Origin of the sequence: Candidatus Allofontibacter sp. (genome assembly GCF_038145245.1) — a bacterium.
Lineage (GTDB): Bacteria > Pseudomonadota > Alphaproteobacteria > Pelagibacterales > Pelagibacteraceae > Fontibacterium.
Genome location: NZ_JAYQPI010000001.1, coordinates 69,021 through 92,136 on the forward strand (window position 1 = coordinate 69,021; position 23,116 = coordinate 92,136).

General features: G+C 28.6%; 29 protein-coding genes and 3 tRNA genes. 27 read left to right on the forward strand and 5 right to left on the reverse strand.

Annotated elements, in window-relative coordinates; genetic code table 11:
- The first annotated feature begins 1 nt into the window (after window position 1).
- The 8 genes from glyA to AC8IGH_RS00470 all read left to right on the forward strand — a co-directional run bounded on the left by glyA (window position 2) and on the right by AC8IGH_RS00470 (window position 7,519).
- Entirely contained in the window at window positions 2-1,300 is a 1,299-nt protein-coding gene (gene glyA, locus AC8IGH_RS00435; protein WP_507418745.1) for a serine hydroxymethyltransferase, read from the forward strand.
- 5 nt (window positions 1,301-1,305) lie between these two features.
- On the forward strand, window positions 1,306-1,764 hold the full coding sequence (nrdR, locus tag AC8IGH_RS00440; RefSeq protein WP_507418746.1) for a transcriptional regulator NrdR: 459 nt from the start codon (window positions 1,306-1,308) through the stop codon (window positions 1,762-1,764).
- A gap of 25 nt (window positions 1,765-1,789) precedes the next feature.
- Window positions 1,790-2,848 (forward strand): bifunctional diaminohydroxyphosphoribosylaminopyrimidine deaminase/5-amino-6-(5-phosphoribosylamino)uracil reductase RibD, encoded by a 1,059-nt coding sequence (gene ribD / locus AC8IGH_RS00445; protein WP_507418747.1) that lies wholly within the window; start codon window positions 1,790-1,792, stop codon window positions 2,846-2,848.
- A 6-nt stretch (window positions 2,849-2,854) separates the two neighbouring features.
- Window positions 2,855-3,448 (forward strand): riboflavin synthase, encoded by a 594-nt coding sequence (locus AC8IGH_RS00450; protein ID WP_507418748.1) that lies wholly within the window; start codon window positions 2,855-2,857, stop codon window positions 3,446-3,448.
- A 2-nt stretch (window positions 3,449-3,450) separates the two neighbouring features.
- The gene (gene ribB, locus AC8IGH_RS00455; RefSeq protein WP_507418749.1) at window positions 3,451-4,506 is read left to right on the forward strand and encodes a 3,4-dihydroxy-2-butanone-4-phosphate synthase; all 1,056 of its coding nucleotides are present in this window, start codon (window positions 3,451-3,453) and stop codon (window positions 4,504-4,506) included.
- On the forward strand, window positions 4,503-4,925 hold the full coding sequence (gene ribH / locus AC8IGH_RS00460) for a 6,7-dimethyl-8-ribityllumazine synthase (protein ID WP_507418750.1): 423 nt from the start codon (window positions 4,503-4,505) through the stop codon (window positions 4,923-4,925). The genes ribB and ribH overlap by 4 nt, the downstream gene beginning before the upstream one ends.
- On the forward strand, window positions 4,925-5,305 hold the full coding sequence (locus tag AC8IGH_RS00465; RefSeq protein ID WP_507418751.1) for a transcription antitermination protein NusB: 381 nt from the start codon (window positions 4,925-4,927) through the stop codon (window positions 5,303-5,305). The genes ribH and AC8IGH_RS00465 overlap by 1 nt, the downstream gene beginning before the upstream one ends.
- Before the next feature lie 111 nt (window positions 5,306-5,416).
- The gene (locus AC8IGH_RS00470) at window positions 5,417-7,519 is read left to right on the forward strand and encodes a sodium-translocating pyrophosphatase (RefSeq protein ID WP_507418752.1); all 2,103 of its coding nucleotides are present in this window, start codon (window positions 5,417-5,419) and stop codon (window positions 7,517-7,519) included.
- Here AC8IGH_RS00470 and AC8IGH_RS00475 read toward each other — a convergent pair.
- Window positions 7,506-7,955, reverse strand: coding sequence for a hypothetical protein (locus tag AC8IGH_RS00475; protein WP_507418753.1), 450 nt, complete (start codon window positions 7,953-7,955; stop codon window positions 7,506-7,508). The two genes, AC8IGH_RS00470 and AC8IGH_RS00475, sit on opposite strands and share 14 nt — an antisense overlap.
- 125 nt (window positions 7,956-8,080) lie before the next feature.
- On the opposite strand from AC8IGH_RS00475, the gene rpmF reads away from it, so the two are divergent.
- The 5 genes from rpmF to AC8IGH_RS00500 are packed head-to-tail and all read left to right on the forward strand — an operon-like array spanning window position 8,081 to window position 10,166.
- The gene (rpmF, locus tag AC8IGH_RS00480; protein ID WP_507418754.1) at window positions 8,081-8,260 is read left to right on the forward strand and encodes a 50S ribosomal protein L32; all 180 of its coding nucleotides are present in this window, start codon (window positions 8,081-8,083) and stop codon (window positions 8,258-8,260) included.
- Between the two features lie 25 nt (window positions 8,261-8,285).
- Entirely contained in the window at window positions 8,286-9,284 is a 999-nt protein-coding gene (gene plsX / locus AC8IGH_RS00485) for a phosphate acyltransferase PlsX (protein WP_507418755.1), read from the forward strand.
- A gap of 10 nt (window positions 9,285-9,294) precedes the next feature.
- Window positions 9,295-9,606 carry an integration host factor subunit alpha gene (locus AC8IGH_RS00490; RefSeq protein ID WP_507418756.1) on the forward strand — a complete coding sequence of 104 codons (312 nt, stop codon included), beginning with the start codon at window positions 9,295-9,297 and terminating at the stop codon, window positions 9,604-9,606.
- Window positions 9,587-9,973, forward strand: coding sequence for a MerR family transcriptional regulator (locus AC8IGH_RS00495; protein WP_507418757.1), 387 nt, complete (start codon window positions 9,587-9,589; stop codon window positions 9,971-9,973). Before AC8IGH_RS00490 ends, AC8IGH_RS00495 begins: the two co-directional genes overlap by 20 nt.
- 1 nt (window position 9,974) lies before the next feature.
- Window positions 9,975-10,166, forward strand: a complete 192-nt coding sequence (locus AC8IGH_RS00500) for a 50S ribosomal protein L33 (protein ID WP_099340306.1) — start codon at window positions 9,975-9,977, stop codon at window positions 10,164-10,166.
- A gap of 3 nt (window positions 10,167-10,169) precedes the next feature.
- On the opposite strand, the gene AC8IGH_RS00505 is transcribed toward AC8IGH_RS00500, so the two are convergent.
- Window positions 10,170-10,442: a chorismate mutase gene (locus tag AC8IGH_RS00505; RefSeq protein ID WP_507418758.1), complete on the reverse strand. Its 273-nt coding sequence runs from the start codon at window positions 10,440-10,442 to the stop codon at window positions 10,170-10,172.
- A gap of 43 nt (window positions 10,443-10,485) precedes the next feature.
- Here AC8IGH_RS00505 and AC8IGH_RS00510 point away from each other — a divergent pair, with 43 nt between their 5' ends.
- The 9 genes from AC8IGH_RS00510 to AC8IGH_RS00550 all read left to right on the forward strand — a co-directional run bounded on the left by AC8IGH_RS00510 (window position 10,486) and on the right by AC8IGH_RS00550 (window position 18,526).
- Window positions 10,486-11,511: a COX15/CtaA family protein gene (locus tag AC8IGH_RS00510; RefSeq protein ID WP_507418759.1), complete on the forward strand. Its 1,026-nt coding sequence runs from the start codon at window positions 10,486-10,488 to the stop codon at window positions 11,509-11,511.
- A 61-nt stretch (window positions 11,512-11,572) separates the two neighbouring features.
- Window positions 11,573-12,028, forward strand: coding sequence for a 50S ribosomal protein L13 (rplM, locus tag AC8IGH_RS00515; protein WP_507418760.1), 456 nt, complete (start codon window positions 11,573-11,575; stop codon window positions 12,026-12,028).
- 4 nt (window positions 12,029-12,032) lie between these two features.
- The gene (rpsI, locus tag AC8IGH_RS00520) at window positions 12,033-12,443 is read left to right on the forward strand and encodes a 30S ribosomal protein S9 (protein ID WP_507418761.1); all 411 of its coding nucleotides are present in this window, start codon (window positions 12,033-12,035) and stop codon (window positions 12,441-12,443) included.
- Window positions 12,444-12,500: 57 nt separating this feature from the next.
- Window positions 12,501-13,532 carry an N-acetyl-gamma-glutamyl-phosphate reductase gene (gene argC / locus AC8IGH_RS00525; protein WP_507418762.1) on the forward strand — a complete coding sequence of 344 codons (1,032 nt, stop codon included), beginning with the start codon at window positions 12,501-12,503 and terminating at the stop codon, window positions 13,530-13,532.
- Entirely contained in the window at window positions 13,532-14,839 is a 1,308-nt protein-coding gene (locus tag AC8IGH_RS00530; RefSeq protein WP_507418763.1) for a homoserine dehydrogenase, read from the forward strand. Before argC ends, AC8IGH_RS00530 begins: the two co-directional genes overlap by 1 nt.
- Window positions 14,836-15,783: a class II fructose-bisphosphatase gene (gene glpX / locus AC8IGH_RS00535; RefSeq protein WP_507418764.1), complete on the forward strand. Its 948-nt coding sequence runs from the start codon at window positions 14,836-14,838 to the stop codon at window positions 15,781-15,783. The genes AC8IGH_RS00530 and glpX overlap by 4 nt, the downstream gene beginning before the upstream one ends.
- Window positions 15,780-17,531, forward strand: a complete 1,752-nt coding sequence (gene recJ / locus AC8IGH_RS00540; protein ID WP_507418765.1) for a single-stranded-DNA-specific exonuclease RecJ — start codon at window positions 15,780-15,782, stop codon at window positions 17,529-17,531. The genes glpX and recJ overlap by 4 nt, the downstream gene beginning before the upstream one ends.
- A gap of 78 nt (window positions 17,532-17,609) precedes the next feature.
- Window positions 17,610-17,684 (forward strand) — tRNA-Glu (locus tag AC8IGH_RS00545).
- 8 nt (window positions 17,685-17,692) lie between these two features.
- Window positions 17,693-18,526 carry a fumarylacetoacetate hydrolase family protein gene (locus AC8IGH_RS00550; protein WP_507418766.1) on the forward strand — a complete coding sequence of 278 codons (834 nt, stop codon included), beginning with the start codon at window positions 17,693-17,695 and terminating at the stop codon, window positions 18,524-18,526.
- Window position 18,527: 1 nt separating this feature from the next.
- Here the strand turns inward: AC8IGH_RS00550 and AC8IGH_RS00555 are convergent, their stop codons facing one another.
- Together AC8IGH_RS00555 and AC8IGH_RS00560 are read right to left on the reverse strand one after the other, a co-directional pair.
- Entirely contained in the window at window positions 18,528-19,082 is a 555-nt protein-coding gene (locus AC8IGH_RS00555) for a glutathione peroxidase (protein WP_507418767.1), read from the reverse strand.
- Window positions 19,083-19,085: 3 nt separating this feature from the next.
- The gene (locus AC8IGH_RS00560) at window positions 19,086-19,478 is read right to left on the reverse strand and encodes an iron-sulfur cluster assembly scaffold protein (RefSeq protein WP_507418768.1); all 393 of its coding nucleotides are present in this window, start codon (window positions 19,476-19,478) and stop codon (window positions 19,086-19,088) included.
- 126 nt (window positions 19,479-19,604) lie between these two features.
- Between AC8IGH_RS00560 and AC8IGH_RS00565 the strand changes: the two genes are divergently transcribed.
- From AC8IGH_RS00565 to AC8IGH_RS00585, 5 genes are all read left to right on the forward strand, one after another.
- A tRNA-Pro gene (locus AC8IGH_RS00565) sits at window positions 19,605-19,681 on the forward strand.
- Window positions 19,682-19,688: 7 nt separating this feature from the next.
- Window positions 19,689-20,183 carry a pantetheine-phosphate adenylyltransferase gene (gene coaD, locus AC8IGH_RS00570; protein WP_507418769.1) on the forward strand — a complete coding sequence of 165 codons (495 nt, stop codon included), beginning with the start codon at window positions 19,689-19,691 and terminating at the stop codon, window positions 20,181-20,183.
- Window positions 20,183-20,746, forward strand: coding sequence for a peptidylprolyl isomerase (locus tag AC8IGH_RS00575; protein WP_507418770.1), 564 nt, complete (start codon window positions 20,183-20,185; stop codon window positions 20,744-20,746). Before coaD ends, AC8IGH_RS00575 begins: the two co-directional genes overlap by 1 nt.
- Window positions 20,747-20,755: 9 nt before the next feature.
- Complete coding sequence (gene tgt, locus AC8IGH_RS00580; protein WP_507418771.1) at window positions 20,756-21,871, forward strand: tRNA guanosine(34) transglycosylase Tgt; 1,116 nt, start codon at window positions 20,756-20,758, stop codon at window positions 21,869-21,871.
- 48 nt (window positions 21,872-21,919) lie between these two features.
- Window positions 21,920-21,995 (forward strand) — tRNA-Lys (locus AC8IGH_RS00585).
- A gap of 235 nt (window positions 21,996-22,230) precedes the next feature.
- Here the strand turns inward: AC8IGH_RS00585 and AC8IGH_RS00590 are convergent.
- Window positions 22,231-23,064, reverse strand: coding sequence for a M48 family metallopeptidase (locus AC8IGH_RS00590; RefSeq protein WP_507418772.1), 834 nt, complete (start codon window positions 23,062-23,064; stop codon window positions 22,231-22,233).
- Window positions 23,065-23,116: the final 52 nt, after the last annotated feature.

Genomic DNA, 23,116 nt, shown 5'->3' on the forward strand with positions numbered 1-23,116 from the left:
TATGAGTTCAGAGAACAAAATTAACAAAAAACCTATTGAAGAATTTTTTAATTCTAATTTAAAGACCTCAGACCCTGATATTTTTAATTCAATTGAGAAAGAATTTTCACGTCAGCAAAATCATATAGAGTTAATCGCTTCTGAAAATATTGTTTCAAAAGCTGTATTAGAAGCTCAAGGATCCGTTTTAACCAACAAATATGCCGAAGGATATAGCGGTAAAAGATATTATGGTGGTTGTGAATATGTTGATATTGCAGAAGACTTAGCTGTTGAGAGAGTAAAAAAATTATTTAAATGTAATTTTGCAAATGTTCAACCTCACTCAGGAGCTCAAGCAAATGGAGCTGTTTTTTTAGCTTTAATTAAACCTGGTGACACAATTTTAGGAATGGGAATTGATCAGGGCGGACATTTAACGCACGGAGCTGCGCCTGCAATGTCAGGTAAATGGTTTAATGCTATTGCTTATGGAGTTAGAAAAGATAATGGTTTAATTGATTATGACGCAGTTAGAGATTTAGCAATTAAACATAAACCAAAATTAATTATTGCTGGTGGAAGCGCATATTCAAGAATAATTGATTTTAAAATTTTTAAAGATATTGCAAAACAAGTAGGTGCTTACTTGTTAGTGGATATGGCTCATTTTTCAGGTTTAGTTGCAGGAGGTGTTTATCCAAATCCAATCGAGCATGCTGATGTAGTTACTTCTACAACACATAAAGTTTTGCGTGGACCTAGAGGTGGATTGATTCTTACTAATAATGAAGAGTTAGCAAAAAAAATTAATTCAGCTGTATTTCCAGGATTGCAAGGTGGACCATTAATGCACGTAATAGCAGCTAAGGCTGTTTGTTTTAAGGAAGCTTTATCGGATGATTTTAAATCGTACACAAAATCAGTCGTTGCTAATGCAAAAGTTTTGTCAGAAACTCTAAAAAATTTAGGTTATACGATTTTTTCAGGTGGAACTGATACACACTTAATACTTATAGATTTGAGACCACTTAAATTAACTGGAAAAGATGCATCAGATTCTTTAGGCAGAGCAAATATAACATGCAATAAGAACGGTATTCCTTATGATGATCAAAAGCCTTGGATTACTTCAGGAATAAGATTAGGGACACCTGCATGCACTACAAGAGGATTTTCCTTAAATGAATTTAAAACAGTTGGAATTTTAATTGATCAAATTTTAAAGGGATTAATTAATAATAACAGCAATAAAATAGAAAAAGAAGTACAAGAAAAAGTAAAAAATTTATGTGCCGCTTTTCCAATCTATAACTTTTAATTTTTGTGATTTGTCCATTTTGTAAAGAAAAAGAAACTTCAGTAATTGATTCAAGACCTACCGAGGATGGAACTGTCATTCGAAGAAGAAGAGAATGTAGCTGTAAACAAAGATTTACTACCTTCGAAAGAGTGCAGCTAAGAGAATTAGTTGTTGTCAAAAAAAATGGAAGAAAGTCAACTTTTGACAGAGAAAAATTAGCAAAATCTATTAATATTGCATTAAGAAAAAGACCGGTAGATAGCGACACAATAGAAAAATTTATCTCTAAAATTTACAGAAATTTAGAAGATTTAGGTCAAGCTGAAATATTATCTAGCACAATTGGAAAATATGTGATGGAAGGTTTAAAAGAACTTGATCCCGTTGCCTATGTTCGTTTCGCTTCTGTATATACTAACTTTAAAGAGGCAAAAGATTTTGAGCAATTTGTAGATCAACTTAATGTTCCTTCAAAAAAATAAAAATAAGTTCAAAAAGTCTTATTTTATGAACTTGGCTTTTAATTTAGCCAATATTCATAACAATATGACAGGCGTTAATCCTTCAGTAGGATGTTTAGTTTGTCAAAAAGATAAAATATTATCCTACGGAGTTACCGGCGTTGGCGGAGGCCCTCATGCCGAGTATTCAGCCTTAGTTAATTTAAAAAAAAAACATAATTTAGATTGTTATGTTTCATTAGAGCCTTGTCATCACCAAGGAAAAAATCCTCCATGCACAAAAGCTATTGTTAATAAAAAAATAAATAACCTTTATTACTCTGAGAGAGATGATGATCCTAGAGTGCAAGGTAAGGGTCTTGAATTTTTACAAAATAATAAAATAAAAGTTCTGAAAATAAATAATATTTATAATTCTAATATTTATAAAATTTATAATGATTTTAATAAAAATCTTTTACCAAAAGTTTATGCAAAAATTGCAACATCAAAAAATTATTATTCTTTTATAAAAGATAGAAAGCAAATAACAAATATTTATTCAAAGAAATTAACACATATTTTGCGTTCAGAAATTAATGCTATTTTAGTTGGAATCAATACGCATAATCGCGATAATCCATTATTAAATTGTCGTATAAATGGATTAACTCAATTAAATCCGGCACGTTTTGTAATTGATCCAAATTTAAGAATTAAAAAAAATTCAGAGCTAATTCTGTCTGCTAAAAAAATCAAAACTTATATTTTTTATTCTAATAAAAATAAAAAAAAAATTAATTATCTTAGAGAGAAAAATATTTACTTAATTTATTTACCTTTTAACAAATATAATCAACTAGATTGTAAAGAAATCCTAGTTACTATTGGTTTATTGGGTTACAAGAATGTTTTAATTGAAGGTGGATACAGTACTATTAAAAAATTTATTGATCGTAATTTAATTGATATTTTTTATTTTTTTAAAAATAATGAGAATGTAAGTAAAAAAATGTCACATTCATTCAGAAATATTTTTATGCTTTTAAAAAAAAATTTTAAAATTAAAAAAAAATTTCAACAAATTTATTTAAAGAATAATACTTTAACTGTATTTCAAAAATAAAATTTTATGTTTACGGGAATAATAAAAAATATTGGCGTTGTTAATCAATTTACGAAAAAGGGTGATGGCTATATTTTATCTGTTATCTCAGATTTAAATTTTAAGAAAAATGATATAGGAACTTCTATTTCTTGTTCGGGTGTATGTTTAACTTTAACAAAAGTTAATAAGATAAAGGGTAAAAATGAATTACTTTTTTATCTGTCAAAACACACAGTTTTAACGTCAGCATTCAAGTATTTAAAAACTGGCAATATATTAAATTTAGAAAAATCAATGAAATACGGAGATGAGTTTGCTGGTCACTTTGTTCAAGGCCACGTAGATACAACAATAAAAGTTTTAAATATTAATTCTAGTAATCCTAAAACCTGGATTATATTTTTTAGTATACCTAAAAAATTCAAGAAATTTTTAATTGAAAAAGGATCGATAGCAATCAACGGAATATCTTTAACAATTGCTAAAATTTTTTCTAATAAATTTAAAGTTGTGATTATTCCTCATACACTTCAAAATACTAATTTATTAAAATTACAAAAAAATAATTACGTTAATATTGAAATTGATTTAATTGCTAAAACATTATTAAAAAAATGAATATGTTTTCACCTGTTAAGAAAATTATTAATGATGCCAAAAAAGGCAAAATCTTTATTTTAGTAGATGATAAAAATAGAGAAAATGAAGGCGATCTTGTTATTCCTGCATCAAAAATTGATCATAAAAAAATTAATTTTATGGCAACCCATGGCAGAGGTTTGATTTGTTTAGCTATAGATAAAAATAAAGCGAAAGCTCTTAACTTATCATTGATGCCAAGCAGAAATGCTTCTCGCCTACAAACTGCATTTACAATCTCTATAGAGGCAAGAAAAGGTATCACTACAGGTATATCTGCAAAAGATAGGGCGCATACAATTAAAACAGCAATTAAAAAAAATGTTACAGCTAAAGATATATCGACCCCAGGACATATTTTTCCACTTATTGCTAAAGATGGAGGTGTGCTTGAAAGAGCTGGTCATACAGAAGCTTCCGTTGATATAGCAAAACTTGCCGGATGTGGTCCAAGTGGTGTTATTTGTGAAATAATGAACACTGACGGTTCAATGGCAAAGGGAAGGCATCTTCTAAATTATGCAAAAAAATTTAATTTAAATATTGCAAGAATTGAAGATTTAATTGCTTACAGATTAAAAAAAGAGAGTTTAGTTAAGTTAAAAAGAATAGAACAAGTTAAAATATCAAAAAACGATACTTACCAAGTTAAAATCTTTGAAAATAAGTTAGATGGCAAAGAACATATCGCTTTAATTAAAATTCAAGATAAAAAAATTGCTCCAAGAGTTCGAGTTATTTCTTCAAATATTGTGACAAGTTTTTTATCAAAGAATAAAGAAAATTTGTCTATTAATAAAACTTTAAATTATTATAAAAAATACAAAAATTGTATTTTAATTATAATTAGAGACGAATTAGTTAATAATTATTTTAGCGACAAAAAACAAAGCAGTCTAAGAAATTATGGAATTGGCGCTCAAATTTTAAGAAGTTTAAATATTAAAAAGATGATTTTAATATCTAAATCAAGAAAAAATATTATTGGACTTGATGGTTTTGGTATAAAAATTATTAAACAAGAGTTTATCAAATGAAAAAGAATATATTAATTGTAAGTTCTTCTTTTTATAAAGATTTAGAAAAAAATCTATTATCTGGCGCTTTAAATAAAGTAGACAAAAAATTATTTAACGTAAATTATTTTTCTGTTCGAGGTGCTTTTGAGATACCACAATTAATCAATATTCTATTAAAAAACAAAAAGTATGTTTTTTGCGTCGCTCTTGGCTGTATAATTAAAGGAGAAACTCCACATTTTGATATTATTAGTCAATCTGTTTCAGATAAATTATTAGAAATTTCGATGAAATATAATATTCCAGTTTCTAATGGAGTATTAAACTGTAATACTTTTAAACAAGCAAAGGTTAGATGTAACCCTAAATTAAAAAATAAAGGTGGAGAAGCAATGCTAGCTGCATTAAGCGTTTATAATTCTATTTATAAACTTTAATGACAATCGTAAAAAATAATTCCAGATTAATAATCGTACAACTTTTATATAGTTATTATTTAAATCAAGAAAAATTATTATTTGATTTTAAAAATCCTTATAAACGATTTATTAAAAAGATCTGCAATGGAGTTATTGAAAACAATGCTTTGCTTGAAGAAAATTTAATAAAGTATTTAGATAAAAAATTTGATCTTAAGAATTTTGAAATTATATTTTCTATTATATTAAAGTCTGCAATTTATGAGATTTTCTTTTATAAAAAGACACCCTTTAAAGTTGTGATCGATGAGTATTTAAAAATTACTAAAATGTTTCTTAATGATAAGCAAAAAAACATTGTGAATGCAGTTCTAGATAAGATCGCAAAAAGCGTTTAAATACTTAAAATTTTCATTTAATTTTATCATCTTTTAATTAATAAGATTGATTTTATTAGTTTATTTTGGCAATACGTTCTTTTTGACAACCTAACTAACCAAATATCTATTATGCTTAACCCAAGTTTAGTTTTAAATTTAGTAATCCTTTGTGGAATTTTATCAATTATTTTTGCTTATATAACTGGCGTTCAAATTTTGTCTGCAAGTTCAGGCAATGCAAGAATGAAAGAAATTGCTGGTGCAATTCAAATCGGTGCTAGAGCCTATTTAAATCGACAATATAAAACAATCGCAATAGTTGGGGTGGTTGTTCTTTTAGCTGTAATTTATTTATTTAGTATTTGGGTTGGTCTTGGTTACTTTATTGGAGCTTTTTTATCTGGGATTGCTGGATATGCTGGAATGTTAATTTCAGTTCAAGCGAATGTGAGAACTGCTGAAGCTTCTAGAAAAAGTTTAGCGGAAGGTTTAAAAATATCATTTAAGTCTGGTGCTTTGACAGGAATGTTAGTTGCTGGATTAGCTTTGTTAGCGATCGCTGTTTATTATTGGATTCTTTTAAAATTAGACGTTAAAGAAAGAGAAATTTCTAATGCACTTGTTGCTTTAGGGTTTGGCGCTTCATTAATTTCAATTTTTGCAAGATTAGGTGGTGGAATTTTTACTAAAGGAGCGGATGTCGGAGCTGACTTAGTTGGAAAAGTTGAAGCTGGAATTCCTGAAGATGATCCTAGAAATCCTGCAGTGATAGCAGATAACGTTGGAGATAACGTTGGAGATTGTGCTGGAATGGCTGCCGATTTGTTTGAAACTTATGCAGTTACAATTGTTGCTACAATGGTTTTAGCATCAATATTTTTCTCTGGAAATTTAAACATGTTAATTTATCCGTTAGCAATTGCGGGTAGCTGTTTGATTACATCTATTATTGGAACTTACTTTGTAAGATTAGGCGCTAAAAAAAGTATTATGGGCGCTTTGTATAAAGGCTTTATCGTATCAGCAATTTTATCTTTAGTTATTTTATATCCTGTTACAGAACGTGTTGTTGGATTAACTAATGTTTATAAAATTGGAACTCTAAGCTTTACAGGACTTAAATTATATTACTGTGGAGTAATTGGTCTTATAATAACTGGATTACTAATTTGGGTTACTGAGTATTATACTAGTACAGCTTATAACCCGGTAAAATCTATTGCTAAATCTTCAACAACTGGACATGGCACGAACGTTATTCAAGGTTTGGCTATATCAATGGAAGCAACAGCGATACCGGCTTTAATTATTGTTGCTGGTATTTTATCAACTTATTTAATCGCTGGTTTGTATGGAATTGCAATTGCAGTTACTACAATGTTAGCATTAACAGGAATGGTTGTTGCTTTAGATGCTTATGGACCTGTAACTGATAATGCAGGTGGAATTGCACAAATGAGTAATTTACCATCAAGCGTAAGAAAAGTTACAGATGCTCTAGACGCAGTTGGAAATACTACAAAAGCTATTACTAAAGGATATGCAATTGGTTCTGCAGGATTAGGAGCTTTAGTTTTATTTGCTGCTTATACTGAAGATATTAAACATTTTTCTTTAACTCCTGGCTCAGCATTACAAAAAGTTGCTGTAAGTTTTGATTTATCAAATCCGTATGTTGTTATTGGTTTGTTAATAGGAGGTTTGCTTCCTTATCTGTTTGCTTCGATGGGAATGCAAGCAGTAGGTAGAGCAGGTGGAGCTGTAGTTATCGAAGTTAGAAGACAGTTTAAAAAATGGCCTGGTATTATGAAGAACAAACAAAAACCAGACTACAGAAACGCTGTTGATATTTTAACTAAAGCTGCAATTAAAGAAATGATCATACCTTCTTTATTGCCTGTACTATCTCCAATCGTACTTTACGCAGTAGTTTGTTATATTGCTGGAACATCTTCAGCATTATCAGCTTTAGGTGCTATGTTGTTAGGAGTTATCGTTACTGGTTTCTTCTTAGCAGTATCAATGACTGCTGGTGGTGGTGCTTGGGACAATGCAAAGAAATATATCGAAGACGGACATCATGGCGGAAAAGGCTCTGATGCTCATAAAGCTGCAGTAACAGGAGATACAGTTGGCGACCCTTATAAAGATACAGCGGGTCCAGCTGTTAATCCAATGATTAAGATTACAAATATTGTAGCTTTATTATTGCTTGCGATTATTGCTCGTTAGCCTTACCAAAGTTTTTAGCTCGTTGTCTCATACTAGCTAAGAAACTTGATAGGAAGCTGGAGTCTTTACCTAAGCTAATGGTAGTAGATTCATCAAAAGGGTTTTTGCTTAGTGTATTCTTATCTAAAAAATTAATTTTTTTTAGGATACCTAAATCATCAAACTCTAGTCTTAGGGTATTATTGTCAGTAATTACTTTTGTACCATATTTATTTCTAGTTTGATGTACCTCATGATAAAACCAAATATTATTATTAGTAATTCCTATATTTTGAGGAGGACCAATCAAATTTAATACATCATTAGTATTAGTAATATTTTCTTTAAGGGACTCTGATTTAATTTTTAAATTATCAATACCGTGCAATTCATCAATAGTCGTGCAACCAAATATAAAAAAAAATATTAGGATATATTTATAGAAATAAATTCTCATTTGCTAAAAAACACTATCATATAATTATAAAATTTTGCTATCTAATCAACGATTATTAACTAGGTTGATTTATTAGGTTTAAATGATATTCAGTGTCCTAATTTTTTAACTATTATATTATTCAAATGGCAGTACCTAAGCGTAAAACTTCGAAAGCTAGAAGAAATATAAGAAGATCACATCATGCTGTGACATTTGCAAATGTTATAGAAGATAAAAAAAGTGGTGAATATAGACTTCCACATCATGTTGATGAAAAGACTGGCATGTATAATGGAAAACAAATATTTAAACCAAAAGCTTAATTTAATTAATTATCAAATTATCTAAATGAAATTTACAGTTGCAGTCGATGCAATGGGTGGTGACGACTCTCCTTTAAAAGTTATAAAAGGATTAGATTTATTTTTACAAAATAATCAAAATTTAAAATTTTTAATTTTTGGAAACCGAGATTTAATAAATCCTATTGTAGAAAAATATCCTTTAGTTGCAACATCCAGCACTATTATTCATACAAATGAAAAGGTATTAGATAATGAGTCTCCATTAGAAGCAGTTAAAAATGGAAAAAATTCCAGCATGTGGTTAGCACTTAGTGCATTAAAAAATAAAAATGCAGATATAGCAATTTCAGCAGGAAATACTGCAGCATTACTCGTTATGTCTAGATTAAATTTAGAAACCATTAATGGCATAGATAAACCTGCCTTAGCGTCTATGTGGCCATCGCATAAAGGATTGAGTGTTGTTTTAGATTTAGGAGCGAATATTGATTGTAGTATTAAAAATTTAGTAGATTTTTCAAAATTAGGAGCGGCATTGTACAGAGCAGTTTTTAAAAAAGAAAAACCAACAGTCGCATTGTTAAATATAGGTAGTGAAGACAGTAAAGGAAGTGATTTATTGAAAAAAAGTTTAGTGGAATTAAGACAAATTAAAACGGATAGTTTTGCATTTAACGGTTTTGTTGAGGGTAATCATATTAAAGATGGTAATGTCGATGTAATAGTCACTGATGGTTTTTCAGGTAATATTGCTTTAAAGACAGCTGAAGGTACAGCGAAATATATTGCCTCCCTTGTTAAAGAAAAGTTTTTAACTTCTTGGTATTCAAAATTTATTTATTTATTATCGTTTAAAATCTTTAACAGCATAAAAAATGATTTAGATCCAAGAAAATATAATGGAGGTATATTTTTAGGACTAACATCACCGGTTGTAAAAAGTCATGGAAGCACAGATTATATTGGTTTTTATCACTCTATTAAATTGTGCTATGATATCTTAGATGGTAATTTACAAGAACAAATACAAAAAAATTTATAATTAAAAACTTGTGACAACTACAATCACTAGACAATATTTGTCTGACCTAGTTTATAAAGAATTAGGAATTTCTAAAGTAGAGGCTTCAAATTTTATTGATGATATTTTTGAGTTTATTACATTACAACTTGAAAAAAAGAATAAGGTTAAAATAGCTAATTTTGGCTCATTCAATATTCGTCATAAAAATGAAAGAATAGGTAGAAATCCAAAAACTAAAGAACAGAAAGTAATTTCAAGCAGAACAGTTGTAACCTTTAAACCATCAAAAATTTTAAAAAATAGAATTAACAAAAATATAAATGTCGGAGAAGTCAGCTGAAGCCTTAAAAACAATAGGCGAAGTAGCAAAAGAATTAAATCTTATTGAATTAGAAACAGGAAAAGCAAAAACCTATATTTTAAGATTTTGGGAGAAAGAGTTTCCTCAGTTAAAACCAAAATTGAGAGCTAAAGGGCGAAGATATTATACTGCAGAAAATGTTAAGCTTTTGAAAAAAATTCAATATCTTTTAAAAGATAAAGGCCTGACAATAAAAGGAGCAAAAAAAATAATAGAAAATAATATTAATGATATTGAAGTTGACGATTTTGAGAGAAAAGATATAAGCACTAACGATTTAATAGATAAAAAAGAAAAGCTAATTAGAATTAAAAAAATTATTACAGAATTAAAAAACCTTTCATAAAATGGCAAAAAAAACATCAGTTAAAGTAAGATTAGTTCCTGAATTAAAACCTGATAGTGCTTTTAATTATTATGTTAAAAAACCATCTGCTGGAGAAAAAGCTAAAGTTAAATTAAGAGTTAAAAAATATAATCCTTCCACTCGTAAACATGAGTGGTTCGTAGAAAAAAAACTTCCTCCACACAGTAAATAATAGTTATTTTACTATTTTTCTTTCTAACTTAATTGAATATTGGATTAGTTTATTCCAGAAATTTTTTACTAATAAAAAATCAATTTTATTTTTCTTTGCTTCTGATTTAATTCTTTTCATAATCTGATTAATTCTTTTTCTATCAACAATAGTTCTTTTATTTTTATATTTAGCAATCTTTAAAACTTGTTTTTTTCTTAATCCAAGGAGTTTAATAATTTGCTTATCAATAGTGTCGATAGCAGAGCGTATTTTTAAAATTTTTTTTTGCGACATTAAATCGTTTTTCAAATAAAAATAAGTTAATTATTAATTTATAATGGGAAATTTAAATAATCTAAATAAAAAAGATAATTACATTATTATTTGGTTGTATTTGTCTTTATTTTTAGTTTTTGCTCTAATCTTTATAGGTGGTCTTACTCGTTTAACGGAATCCGGTCTTTCAATAACTAATTGGGAAATATTTAGTGGAATTTTGCCACCATTAACGGAAAATAAATGGAAAGATTATTTTGCTTTGTACAAACAAATTCCCCAATACAAGGAAATTAATTTAGGCATGTCCTTGACTGATTTTAAATATATTTTTTGGTGGGAATATATTCATCGTCTATTGGCACGATTAGCTTCATTAGTATTTATTTTACCGTTTATATATTTTCTTATTAAAAAATTTTTTAATTTAAAACAAACTATTCTTTACTCGTTTATTTCTTTTTTATTTCTTTTTCAGGGTTTTCTAGGTTGGTATATGGTTAAAAGTGGATTAATAAAAAATACAGATGTTAGCCATTTTAGATTATCATTACATTTATTAGGTGCTCAGATTATTTTATCACTAATATTCTTTTCAATTTTATTTAGAAATATTAAAAAAATTTACTTAAGTTTTTACTCTTATTTAATACTTTTATTTTTATTTATTATCTTTTTTCAGATCGTAATTGGAGCATTTGTATCAGGATTAGATGCTGCAAAAATATATCAAACTTGGCCTTTAATGAATGGACAGTTTGTGCCTGAAGACGTTTTTATTAATGAATTTTCAAATTTTAAAACTTACTCTAGTCCTTCGCATATACAATTTTTGCATAGGATAATTGCTTACTTTATTATATTTATCTTTAGTTTTATTTTTTATTTATTACTTAAAAATAAAGTTGTTGATTTTAAATATTTACTCTTAGTTTTTCTTGTAATTATTTTTCAAATATTTCTTGGTGTGCTTGTTTTAATTAGTGGTTTTAAAATATATTTTGCTAGTCTTCATCAGATGGGATCTGTTTTTTTAGTTTTTTCGACGATTTATCTATTTTACCAAGTAGTAATATCTAAAAAATAATACAATATACCTTAATCCATTTGACATAATTATAGCCAAAATATATTTATTCCGTTCCATTATGACTGAATTTATTAAAAAGAAAGAAGTTAAAAAAAATTGGTATAAGATTGATGCTACAAATTTAATTGTTGGCAGATTAGCTTCTGAGATATCTAAGATTTTGAGAGGAAAGAAAAAAACAAGTTATACTCCTAATATGGATGATGGAGACTTTGTAATTGTGACGAATGCTAGTAAAATTAAATTTACAGGAAAAAAATCATCAAAGAAGATCTACTACAAACACACAGGTTATCCTGGAGGTATCAAAGAAACAACACCAGATAAGATTTTGCAAAAAGATCCTTCTAGAATTATTAAATTAGCAGTTAAAAGAATGTTACCAAAAGGTCCGCTTAGCAGAAAACAACTTGGAAATTTAAAAGTTTACAATGATGACAAGCATCCTCATCAAACTCAAAAAGCTATAGATTTTGATTTTAAATCTATCAATAAAAAAAATTATTTAAATTAATTACATGGTTCAGAGTTTAGCAGTTTCAGATAATAGATTTTACGCAACTGGCAAAAGAAAAAGTTCCATTGCAAGAGTTTGGTTGAAAGCTGGTTCAGGAACCATTTTAGTAAATGGAAAAAAATATAATGAATATTTCAAGCGTCCAGTTCTACAACTTAGCATTGAGAAACCATTTAATATTATAAACAAAAATAATGGTTATGATGTTAACTGCACGGTCAAAGGTGGTGGCTTAACCGGACAGGCGGGAGCTGTGTCTTTGGGGATATCTAAAGCGTTATTTGCTTTGGATGGTACGTTAAGAAAAACATTAAAAAAAGAAAAGTTATTAACAAGAGATTCTAGAAAAGTTGAAAGAAAAAAATACGGTCAGAGAAAAGCTAGAAGAAGATTTCAGTTCTCTAAACGATAATCTGCTTAGACTAATTTTAGTCTTTAAGTCATTTACAACTTCTTATAAATACAGAGCATGTCCAGCAAATATAATGTTTTAATTAATGGAGCCTCAGGTTTTGTTGGCTTAGAGCTTATTAAAATATTAAGTAGTCATAAATTTATTAATCTTAAATATTTATGTTCCAGAGGATCTATTGGAAAATCGATTAATTCTTTTTTAAAAAATAAGATTAAAAAAAAATTACCTTTAATTTCTGACATTAATAAAGCTGATCTTAATGATGTGGACATAATTTTTTCCGCACTTCCTCATGGAGAGGCGCAATTATTATCTAATAATATTTCACCTCATCATATTTTAATTGATTTATCAGCAGATTTTAGATTTTCAGACCCTAAAGTTTATGAAAAATGGTACGGCCTAAAACATTATGCGGCTGAAAAACAAAAATATTCTGTTTATGGACTTTCTGAATTTGCCAAAAATAAAATTGAAGAAAGTAATATAATTTCCTGTCCAGGATGTTATCCAACATCAGTTCAGCTTGCATTAGTCCCTTTATTACTAAATAAAATAATTAAAACTTCAAAAATTATTGTAGATTCTAAATCAGGCTATTCTGGAGCTGGAAAAAAAACTGCAGATAAAAAACTTTATCCTAATATTAACAAAAATATAGCAGTCTATGGTGTAGGTCACCACAGGCATATGCCAGAAATAGATAATGGTTTAAAATTTTTTGGAAAAGTTTCAGGTCAGTTAAAAATTGAATTTACTCCTCATTTAATTCCAACTTTTAGAGGTATATTAACAACGATCTATGCTGATCTTAAAAAAAATATTAGTGTAAAGAAAGTTCATCAATATTTGAGTAAATTTTATAAAAATAGTAATTTTGTGAAAGTTTTGCCGTATGGAAAGTTTGTGAATACAAATAATGTTAATAATACAAATCATTGCAACATTAATGTTTTTTCTGGAAGATATAAAAATCAATTAATTATTGTAAGCTCTATTGATAATTTAGTTAAGGGCGCTGCAGGGCAGGCAGTTCAGAATATGAATATAAGATTAGGTTTAAAAGAAACTTTAGGATTAGAATAATGAATTATAAACAGCATTATAATATTGCAATTGTTGGACTTGGGAATATTGGATCAGAAGTTTACAGACATTTAATTAAGAACAAACGTGCGATTGAAACTAATACAAATTCTACTTATCAAATAAAATATATTTCAGCTAAAGCAATTAATAAGAAAAGAGGATTTAGTATCCCAAAAGGAATGTGGGTTAAGAATCCATTGTCTTTAGTTAATAAGGAAGATGTTGATATTATTATTGAATTAATTGGTGGAGCAGATGGAATTGCAAAAAAATTAGCATTTGCAGCATTACAAAATAACAAACATTTTATCACAGCAAATAAAGCTTTAATATTCAAACATGGAAATGAACTTGCAAAGATTGCAGAAAGGAATTCAGTAAATTTATTATTTGAAGCATCTGTCGGTGGTGGAATACCTATTATTAAGTCTATAAAAGAAAGTTTAGTAGGTAATAAATTATTTCATATTTACGGAATATTAAATGGAACAACAAATTTTATTTTAACTGAAATCGAAAAAACAAAAAAAAGTTTCAAAGAAATTTTAACGAATGCCCAAAAACTTGGTTATGCGGAAGCAAATCCAAAATTTGATCTTAATGGTGATGATGTTAAGTCGAAAATATCAATATTAAGTGCGCTTTGTTTTAAAACTAAAATAATTAATAAGAGTTTTTTGACTGAAGGAATTGAGCAAATTGATCTAGAGGATGTTGAGTATGCTCACAAGTTTAAATACAAAATTAAATTATTAGGTATTTCTGAAATTATTGATAATAAAATCAAACAACGAGTTCATCCTTGTTTAATTTCTAAAGATTCTGATCTTGCGAAAATAAATGGAGCCAATAATGCTATTATGGTCGAGGGAAATCCTGTTGGTAAAATAGTTTATCAAGGTCTCGGGGCTGGAAAAGGTCCAACTACTTCTTCTATTATTTCAGATTTAAATTCAATTCTTAAAGGAAATGTAACTTTACCATTTGGTTTTAATTTCTCTGATGCAAAAGAATTTAAAATGTTTGATTTTGATAGTCATATTTGTAAATTTTATTTAAGAATTGTTGTTAAAGATAAACCAGGAGTTTTATCTAAAATTACATCAATTTTATCTAAATATAAGATTTCAATTCAAAGCATATTACAACAGCCTTTGAGTAATCCTAAATATGCTAACTTAGTCATTATTACGCACAACGCTATAGAGAAGAATATGAAATTAGCTTTAAATAAAATTTCTAAAGAAAAGTTTATTAGCAAAAAAATCACGATGATCAGAATTAGAAATGAAAAGAAATTATGATTATCAACGATGGTTTTGTAGATTTATTTGTAAAAACTACTAGCGAAGCCGCCTACGCATCATCATTGTTAAAAGGTAAAGGAGATAAAATTGCAGCTGACCAAGCGGCAGTTGATAAGATGAGATTTTTTCTTAATAACATTCCAATGAGAGGTAGAATTGTCATAGGCGAAGGAGAGATGGACGAAGCGCCGATGTTATATATCAATGAATTGGTAGGAACAGGAGTAGGTGAGGAATTAGATATAGCCGTTGATCCATTAGAGGGCACAAATTTAACTGCTAAAAATTTACCAAATGCAATGTCGGTTCTTGCTGTATCCAAAAAAGATAATTTATTGCATGCACCGGATACTTATATGGAAAAAATTGCTGTTGGAAAAAATATTAAAGAAGGTGTCATTGATCTTGATTTTGGAATAACTAAAAATCTTAAAAATCTAGCTGATTTTAAAAATACAACACCTGATAAGTTAACCATTTGTCTTTTAGAAAGAGAAAGACATGATCATATAGTTAATGACGCCAAACAACTTGGAACTAAAATTAAGTTTATTTCAGATGGTGATGTTGCTGGTGCAATTTATGCAGGAATCGAAGATTTTAATGTTGATATTTATTTAGGCATTGGAGGAGCACCAGAAGGCGTTCTTGCTGCAGCGGCAATTAAATGCTTAGGAGGACAATTTCAGGCAAGATTAGTTTTAAGCAATCAACATGAAATTGATAAGGCTAAAAAATTAGGAATAAAAGATTTAAAAAAAAAATATAAAATTAATGAAATTGTAAAAGATGATGTTTTATTCTGCGCAACAGGTGTCACAGGTGGTGATTTACTTCAAGGTATTAAGGTTTTAGATAATGGTTTTTATCAATCGGAAACATATGTTCTCCACCATGGATCTAATCTTAATAAAAAAATTATAAATAAATTTAAAATATGAAATACCAGTCGGTAACTGGTAAAGAATGGATTTTATCCAATTATAGTGAAAATTTAGCATTAGAAATTTCTCAAAAATTAGGAATTGATATTTTTTTATCAAAACTTTTATCGATCCGTAAAATTAGAACTGAAAATTGCCAGTCTTATTTAAATCCAAAGATAAAAGAATTTATGCCAAATCCAAGCATCCTAAAGGATATGGATCTTGGAATTGAAGTTTTGGTTAAAGCTATTAAACAAAATAAGAGAATTTGCGTTTTAGGAGATTATGATGTCGATGGAGCATCTGCTACTGCGATTATTGTTAATTTTTTAAAAAATATATATTCAAATTTTTTCATCTACATTCCAGATCGTCAAATTGATGGTTATGGACCATCCGTTAATTCTTTAAAAAATATTTTAGATAAAAAAGGAGAATTTTTAATAACAGTTGATTGTGGAACGACATCATTTGAAGCTTTAGAGTATGCAAATCAAAATCATATAGAAGTTTTAGTTATTGATCATCATCAAGCAGAAATTAAACTTCCAAAATGTAAAGCTTTAATCAATCCAAACCAACTAGATGACAAATCTAACTTAGGTTACTTATGCGCAGCAGGAGTTTCTTTTTTATTTATTGTGGCTCTAAATCGTTCACTTAGAGAGAGTAATTTTTACAAAGATAAAAATATGAATGAACCCGATTTATATGATTATTTAGATCTAGTTGCTTTAGGAACAATTTGTGATGTTGTACCTTTAATAGATTTAAATCGCGCATTCGTTTATCAGGGGATTCAAATTCTTAAAAAGAGAAAAAATTTGGGAATTAAAACTCTGATCGATGTTTCTGATATAAAAGAAGCTCCAAATACTTATCATATAGGATTTTTATTAGGTCCAAGAATTAATGCTGGAGGTAGAATAGGGCAGTCTGATCTTGGAGCAAATCTACTTACATCAGATGATCCAAAAAAAAGTTATGAAATAGCAACCACTTTAGATTCACTAAATAAAAAACGAAAAACAATTGAAGAAGATATTCTAAACGAAGCTTATTTATTAGCAGAAAAAGAGAACGCTAATGAAATTATTGTTGTAGCTAATAAGTTTTGGCATGAAGGTTTGATTGGTATTATTGCAAGTAGAATTAAAGAAAGATTTATTAAACCAACCATTGTCATTTCATCTAATAAGACTATCGCAAAAGGCTCTTGTCGATCAATTTTTGGCTTTGATATTGGTCTTGCTATTTTAGCAGCTAAACAAAATGGTATTGTTATAAAAGGTGGAGGCCATAAAATGGCCGCTGGTTTTAGTATAGAAGAAAATAAAATTAACGAACTAAAAAGTTTTTTAATATCTAAATATAAGTCAGCAAAACCAAATTTTATTCAAAATAATTTTATTGAGATTGATAGTATTCTATCAGCCAATGCTGTTAATGAAAAAACTTATGAGGAAGTTAATAAATTAGGACCTTTTGGATCAGGAAATACTGAACCAAAATTTATTGTTGAAAATTTATCTTTAATAAAAATAAATTTTGAAAATGATTTTTTGCTAAAAGTTTTATTTAAAAATAGTAGCGGTATTTATTTGAATGGAATTTGTTTTAAAAACAATAAAGAAAAAGTAATTGATTATCTTAAAAATTTTAAAAATCATAAATTTCATATAGCTGGTAGGCTGAGTTGTAATGATTGGAACAAACAAAGAGTTATTGAATTCATTATTGAAGATATTTCTTTAACCCATTAACAAATAAAGAGATTAATATAGTTAATTATATAATTGTTGATTATTATAATTAAACAATCTAAATAACTTTACTTTCAAGGTCCCTTCGTCTATCGGTTAGGACACGTGGTTTTCATCCATGAAAGAGGGGTTCGATTCCCCTAGGGACCGCCACTAAAATTATGAAATTTTTAAGAGTTGGAAATATAGGATCTGAAAAGCCGGCAATACTGCATAATAATGTAATAAGAGATTTATCTTCGGTTATTAAAGATATTGATCAAACAACAATAGGTGATCATCTAATTAATGCAGTAAAAAAAATTGATATTTCTAAACTTCCTCAACTCGACAGTAATTTAAGGATAGGGGCTTGTGTTTCTAATCCATCAAAATTTTTAGGAATAGGATTAAATTTTCTAGATCATGCATTAGAACAAAATTTAGAACCACCAAAAGAGCCAATTATTTTTTCAAAAGCGACTACGTGCGTTAGTGGACCGAATGACGATGTCATTATTCCTAAAAACTCAAAAAAAACTGATTGGGAAGTAGAAATAGCTTTTGTGATAGGTAAAAAAGGAAAAAATATTTCATTAGCGGAAGCTGAAAGTTATATTTTTGGCTATTGTTTAGTTTGTGATTTTAGCGAGAGAGAATGGCAAAAAAATCGTAGTGGTCAGTGGATTAAAGGTAAGTCATCGGACACTTTTGGTCCTATAGGTCCTTACATTGTTACCAAAGATGAGATTAAAGATTTATACAATTTAAATATGAGCCTAGATGTAAATGGCAAAAGAATGCAAACAGGAAATACTTCAAAAATGATTCATAAAATGAATTTTTTAACATCCTATGCAAGTGAGTTTATGACCTTGATGCCAGGAGATATTATTACAACAGGAACACCGCCAGGGGTTGGCGATAGTATGAAACCAGCTACTTATTTAAAACCAGGGGATGTTGTAACTCTTACGATTGACCAATTAGGCAGTCAAAAACATTCCGTTAAATAAATTAATTACTAATTAACTCTTCAATTTTTTTAACAACTTTTTCACTTTGCGGATTTGTTGTGGAGATAAAAGTATCTTTAATTTTACCTTTTTTATCAATTAATATTTTATGAAAATTCCATTTTGGTTCAGCTGCGCTTCCATAACTTTCCCTAGCCCATAAATAAACAGGGTGAGCATTTTTGCCCTTAACCACTACTTTTTCCATGATTGGAAAATTTATATTAAAATTAGTCTCACAAAAATTCTTAATCTCAGCATTGGTACCAGGTTCTTGATTTCCAAAATCATTGGAAGGTACTCCAATGATTACAAAATTTTTACTTTTATATTTGTCCCATAAAGTTTGTAGGTCAGCATATTGTTTAGTAAAACCGCATTGACTTGCAACATTAACTAACAGAACAACTTTATTTTTATGTTGAGAAAGGAGGTGTTTCTTTCCATCCACATCATTAAAATAAAAATCGTATAATGTGCGATTATCACTTGCATTGATATTTTTTGTAAAAAAAATCATGGAGATAATAATTAAATAAAAAATATTTTTTTTCATTATTTATTTTAATTTCATTAAAGCATTAAAGGGCACTAAGATACAGCCTTTTCTATTAAAATAATTGTTATTTAATAAAAATTTAAATTTTTTCCATTTTCCATTAAGTGACAATCTTTTTTTAAAGATGGAATTGATAAATTCTTTAGTAAAAGTCATTGAATAATTTAAACTTTTATTTTTAATGCAATCAGAGAAAATGCTGCAAGAAGCCTGACAGATTAGACAAGATTCTGTTTTATAAGATATTTTTTTTATAATTTTATTATTAATTTTTAGATACATTGTCACTTTATCTCCACATGTTTGATTTTTATAAATACATTTATGTGTGAAATTTTTTAAAGTTCCGTAATTTTCTAAAGCGCCAACGTGTTTTAATAATAATCTATTCATGAGTATTGTTTAAAATATTATACGAGTCTCATATTAAAAAAGTAAAGTATTACTGACGAATTTGATAGTTTTTTTAATTAGTATTTCTTTTAAATAAATTAATTAAGTTGTATAACAGCACAGTTTCGGGGCATAGCGCAGTCTGGTAGCGCATTTGGTTTGGGACCAAAGGGTCGCAAGTTCGAATCTTGCTGCCCCGACCATTAAAAAATGAAAAGAATTGGTTTATATCCTGGCACATTTGATCCAATAACTTTTGGACATATTGATATTATTAAACGAGCAGCAAGTATTGTTGATTATCTTTATATTGGAATACCTTCTATTAATAAGAAAAAGACAATTTTTTCATCTTTAGAAAGAGTTTCTTTAGTTAAAAAAGTAATCGCTTCATTTCCTGCCGATATTAGAAAAAAAATAAAAGTAGTATCGTTTTCAGGTCTTACTACAAGTTATTGCAAAAAAATTTCAGCAAATATTATTTTTAGAGGTTTAAGAGTTGTTTCTGACTTTGAATATGAATTTCAGTTAGCGGGTATGAATCATAAATTAAATAAGAATCTCGAAACAGTTTTTTTGATGGCAGATATTGAAAATCAAATTATTTCATCAAATTTCGTTAAAGAAATTGCAAATTTAAAAGGAGATTTGATGCAATTTGTTCCAAACATTGTTATCAAAGCTTTGAAAACTAAATTTAAATAATGTTTAAAAAAGTTCTAATATTTTTAACTTTATTTCTATTTTCTTTTTCAACTAATATTAAATCTAAAGAAAGATCTATTATGATAATGAAATTAAAATACGGTGAAGTTAAAATTGAATTATTCGATGAGATTGCACCTAATCACGTAAAAAGAATAAAATCACTAGCAAATTCAGAAAAATATGATGGCGTTGCTTTTCACAGAGTCATTGACGGTTTTATGGCTCAAACTGGTGATGTTAAATTTGGAAATACAAAATTAGATTTTAATGCTCAGATGGTTGGCACCGGTGGATCGGATCTTCCAGATTTAAAAGCTGAATTTAATAATATTCCCCATCAACGAGGAGTTTTGTCGATGGCAAGATCACAAAGTCCTGACAGTGCTAATAGTCAATTTTTTATCTGTTTTGACTCTCATCCTCATTTAGATAGAAATTATACTGCCTTCGGTAGAGTTATTAGCGGAATGGAATTTGTTGATAAAATTAAAAAAGGGGCTCCAGGATCTGGAGTGGTTGAAAATCCGGACATTATTATAAGTCTTCGATCGTCAAAATAAAAAGTAATAATGAAATCTATTTCATTTAATTTATTAAATGAAAGCCATGGTGCTCGCTTAGGAAAAATTAAAACTCCTAGAGGAGATATCGATACACCAGCTTTTATGCCTGTTGGAACAGCAGGAACTGTTAAAGCTATGTATATTGATCAAGTTAAAAACTGCGGATCGCAAATTATTTTAGGAAATACTTATCATTTAATGTTAAGGCCTGGAGTTGAGCGTATAAAACAAGCAGGTGGACTCCATAATTTTATGAATTGTCCTATGCCAATACTTACAGACTCCGGTGGTTTTCAGGTGATGTCTTTATCAAAAATTTCAAAAGTAACTGAAGATGGGGTTGAGTTTAGCTCGCATATAGATGGTAAAAAGTTTTTCTTAACACCAGAAGAAAGCATACAAGTTCAATTAGATTTAAACTCTGACATTGTTATGGTGTTTGATGAATGTCCTAAGTATTCAGCTGAGAAAGATAAAATTAAAAAATCTATGGATTTATCTCTGAGATGGGCTGAGCGATGCAAAAAGAAATTTGGCAAACAAGAGTCCAAATGGCTATTTGGAATAACTCAGGGTGGAATTTTTCCAGATCTTAGAAAAGAATGTTTAAAAAAATTAATAGATATTGGCTTTGATGGTTATGCGTTGGGAGGACTTGCTGTTGGTGAAAACCAGTCTGAAATGTTTGAGGCTGTTGAAGCTGTTCAAGATTTATTACCTAAAGATAAACCTCATTATTTAATGGGGGTTGGAATGCCACAAGATATCCTAGGAGCAGTCAAAAGAGGGATTGATATGTTTGATTGTGTTTTACCAACAAGATCTGGAAGGACAGGGCTTGCATTTACTTGGAATGGAAGAGTTAATATTAGAAACGCAAAGTATGCAAAAGATGAAGATCCTTTAGACAAATCAATAGATTGTCCTGCTTCAAATTCTTATTCTAAAAATTATTTAAACCATTTAGTAAATTCTAATGAGATACTTGGCTCCATGCTTTTGACTTGGCATAATATTGCTTTTTATCAGGACTTAATGAAGAAAATTAGACAGGCAATAAAAGAAAATAAATTTGAAGAATTCTACAAAAAACACTTCGAATTGTTCAATGAAGTTAATTAAAAAATTGCTTTAAAGAACGGATTAAACTATATAAAACCTTGCATTAATGGGCCCGTAGCTCAGTTGGTAGAGCAATTCCCTTTTAAGGAATGGGTCACAAGTTCAAATCTTGTCGGGCTCACCATTTATTGTAATTGAAAAATCACAGCCCAAAAAACAACAAATATAACGAATACCGTAAATAGTTTAGCGTTAGAATTATCATTTTTATTGTACTCAAAGCATCTAACTAATAGATTTTTTTCATTAACTAAATTCATCTTTTTAAAAATAGTAATTAAAATAAATAGAATAAAAAGTGAGTAAATAGAAAAGTAAAAAAGTGAATAGATATATTTCATTTTTTAAATATCTAAATATTAGAGATTTTGAATTTTTGGATATTCAATTTTAACTTTTGGTATCCACAATCTTAAATCATTTATTCTTGTGCCTGAAGAAGGGTGGGTGCTTAAAAATTGTGGAGGCTCTTTTCCTTTCATTTTTTCTTGCATACGTTCCCATAATTGAACAGCACCTGCAGGATCATAACCAGCTAAATTTGCAAAAATAATTCCAAGATAATCTGCTTCAGATTCTTGATGACGACTAAATGGATTAAAAATACCAAGTTGAACAATATCCATGCCTGTTGTTTGTCCAACAGTATTTCTTGTTCTTGAAATAGCTCCTCCTAAAGCAATATCAGCAGCCATAGTTCCAATATTGATTGCAAGAGCTGCACTTGCTCTCTCCAAAGAGTGTCTTGCTACTGCGTGCGCAATTTCATGTCCCATAACTGCTGCAAGGCCATTTTCATCTTTAGTAACTTCTAATATTCCACTATAGACGGCAATTTTACCACCAGGCATACACCAAGCGTTTAATGTTTTTGGATCATTAATTAAAATATATTCCCAGTCATAGTTCTGTGTTGGATCCTTTAAATTATTACTTTTAAAATAATGTCTAATTGCTTTTTCAAGCTTTTGACCAACATTAATAATCGGATTTAATTTATCACTATCAGTAATTAATTTAGCTTTTTCCTTAACTTGTTTATAAGCACCAATAGCTTGGCTGTTAATCATAGATTCGGGCAAAGCCGTGAATTGAGACCTTCCTGTAATTGGAGCTGTAGAGCATCCTGCTAATAAAAACCCACCACAACAACAAGTGGTTAAAGATAAGAAATCTCTTCTATTTATTTTCATCAAATTTTAAATATTTTAACTGTGAATTTAGACAACAAAATGTTATTTCTAA

Coding starts and splice junctions, on each gene's coding strand:
- glyA (WP_507418745.1), top strand. CDS start 2: ATGAGTTCAGAGAACAAAATTAACAAAAAACCTATTGAAGAATTTTTT.
- ribD (WP_507418747.1), top strand. CDS start 1,790: ATGAACTTGGCTTTTAATTTAGCCAATATTCATAACAATATGACAGGC.
- AC8IGH_RS00450 (WP_507418748.1), top strand. CDS start 2,855: ATGTTTACGGGAATAATAAAAAATATTGGCGTTGTTAATCAATTTACG.
- ribB (WP_507418749.1), top strand. CDS start 3,451: ATGTTTTCACCTGTTAAGAAAATTATTAATGATGCCAAAAAAGGCAAA.
- ribH (WP_507418750.1), top strand. CDS start 4,503: ATGAAAAAGAATATATTAATTGTAAGTTCTTCTTTTTATAAAGATTTA.
- AC8IGH_RS00465 (WP_507418751.1), top strand. CDS start 4,925: ATGACAATCGTAAAAAATAATTCCAGATTAATAATCGTACAACTTTTA.
- AC8IGH_RS00470 (WP_507418752.1), top strand. CDS start 5,417: ATGCTTAACCCAAGTTTAGTTTTAAATTTAGTAATCCTTTGTGGAATT.
- AC8IGH_RS00475 (WP_507418753.1), bottom strand. CDS start 7,955: ATGAGAATTTATTTCTATAAATATATCCTAATATTTTTTTTTATATTT.
- rpmF (WP_507418754.1), top strand. CDS start 8,081: ATGGCAGTACCTAAGCGTAAAACTTCGAAAGCTAGAAGAAATATAAGA.
- plsX (WP_507418755.1), top strand. CDS start 8,286: ATGAAATTTACAGTTGCAGTCGATGCAATGGGTGGTGACGACTCTCCT.
- AC8IGH_RS00495 (WP_507418757.1), top strand. CDS start 9,587: ATGTCGGAGAAGTCAGCTGAAGCCTTAAAAACAATAGGCGAAGTAGCA.
- AC8IGH_RS00500 (WP_099340306.1), top strand. CDS start 9,975: ATGGCAAAAAAAACATCAGTTAAAGTAAGATTAGTTCCTGAATTAAAA.
- AC8IGH_RS00505 (WP_507418758.1), bottom strand. CDS start 10,442: ATGTCGCAAAAAAAAATTTTAAAAATACGCTCTGCTATCGACACTATT.
- AC8IGH_RS00510 (WP_507418759.1), top strand. CDS start 10,486: ATGGGAAATTTAAATAATCTAAATAAAAAAGATAATTACATTATTATT.
- rplM (WP_507418760.1), top strand. CDS start 11,573: ATGACTGAATTTATTAAAAAGAAAGAAGTTAAAAAAAATTGGTATAAG.
- rpsI (WP_507418761.1), top strand. CDS start 12,033: ATGGTTCAGAGTTTAGCAGTTTCAGATAATAGATTTTACGCAACTGGC.
- argC (WP_507418762.1), top strand. CDS start 12,501: ATGTCCAGCAAATATAATGTTTTAATTAATGGAGCCTCAGGTTTTGTT.
- AC8IGH_RS00530 (WP_507418763.1), top strand. CDS start 13,532: ATGAATTATAAACAGCATTATAATATTGCAATTGTTGGACTTGGGAAT.
- glpX (WP_507418764.1), top strand. CDS start 14,836: ATGATTATCAACGATGGTTTTGTAGATTTATTTGTAAAAACTACTAGC.
- recJ (WP_507418765.1), top strand. CDS start 15,780: ATGAAATACCAGTCGGTAACTGGTAAAGAATGGATTTTATCCAATTAT.
- AC8IGH_RS00550 (WP_507418766.1), top strand. CDS start 17,693: ATGAAATTTTTAAGAGTTGGAAATATAGGATCTGAAAAGCCGGCAATA.
- AC8IGH_RS00555 (WP_507418767.1), bottom strand. CDS start 19,082: ATGAAAAAAAATATTTTTTATTTAATTATTATCTCCATGATTTTTTTT.
- AC8IGH_RS00560 (WP_507418768.1), bottom strand. CDS start 19,478: ATGAATAGATTATTATTAAAACACGTTGGCGCTTTAGAAAATTACGGA.
- coaD (WP_507418769.1), top strand. CDS start 19,689: ATGAAAAGAATTGGTTTATATCCTGGCACATTTGATCCAATAACTTTT.
- AC8IGH_RS00575 (WP_507418770.1), top strand. CDS start 20,183: ATGTTTAAAAAAGTTCTAATATTTTTAACTTTATTTCTATTTTCTTTT.
- tgt (WP_507418771.1), top strand. CDS start 20,756: ATGAAATCTATTTCATTTAATTTATTAAATGAAAGCCATGGTGCTCGC.
- AC8IGH_RS00590 (WP_507418772.1), bottom strand. CDS start 23,064: ATGAAAATAAATAGAAGAGATTTCTTATCTTTAACCACTTGTTGTTGT.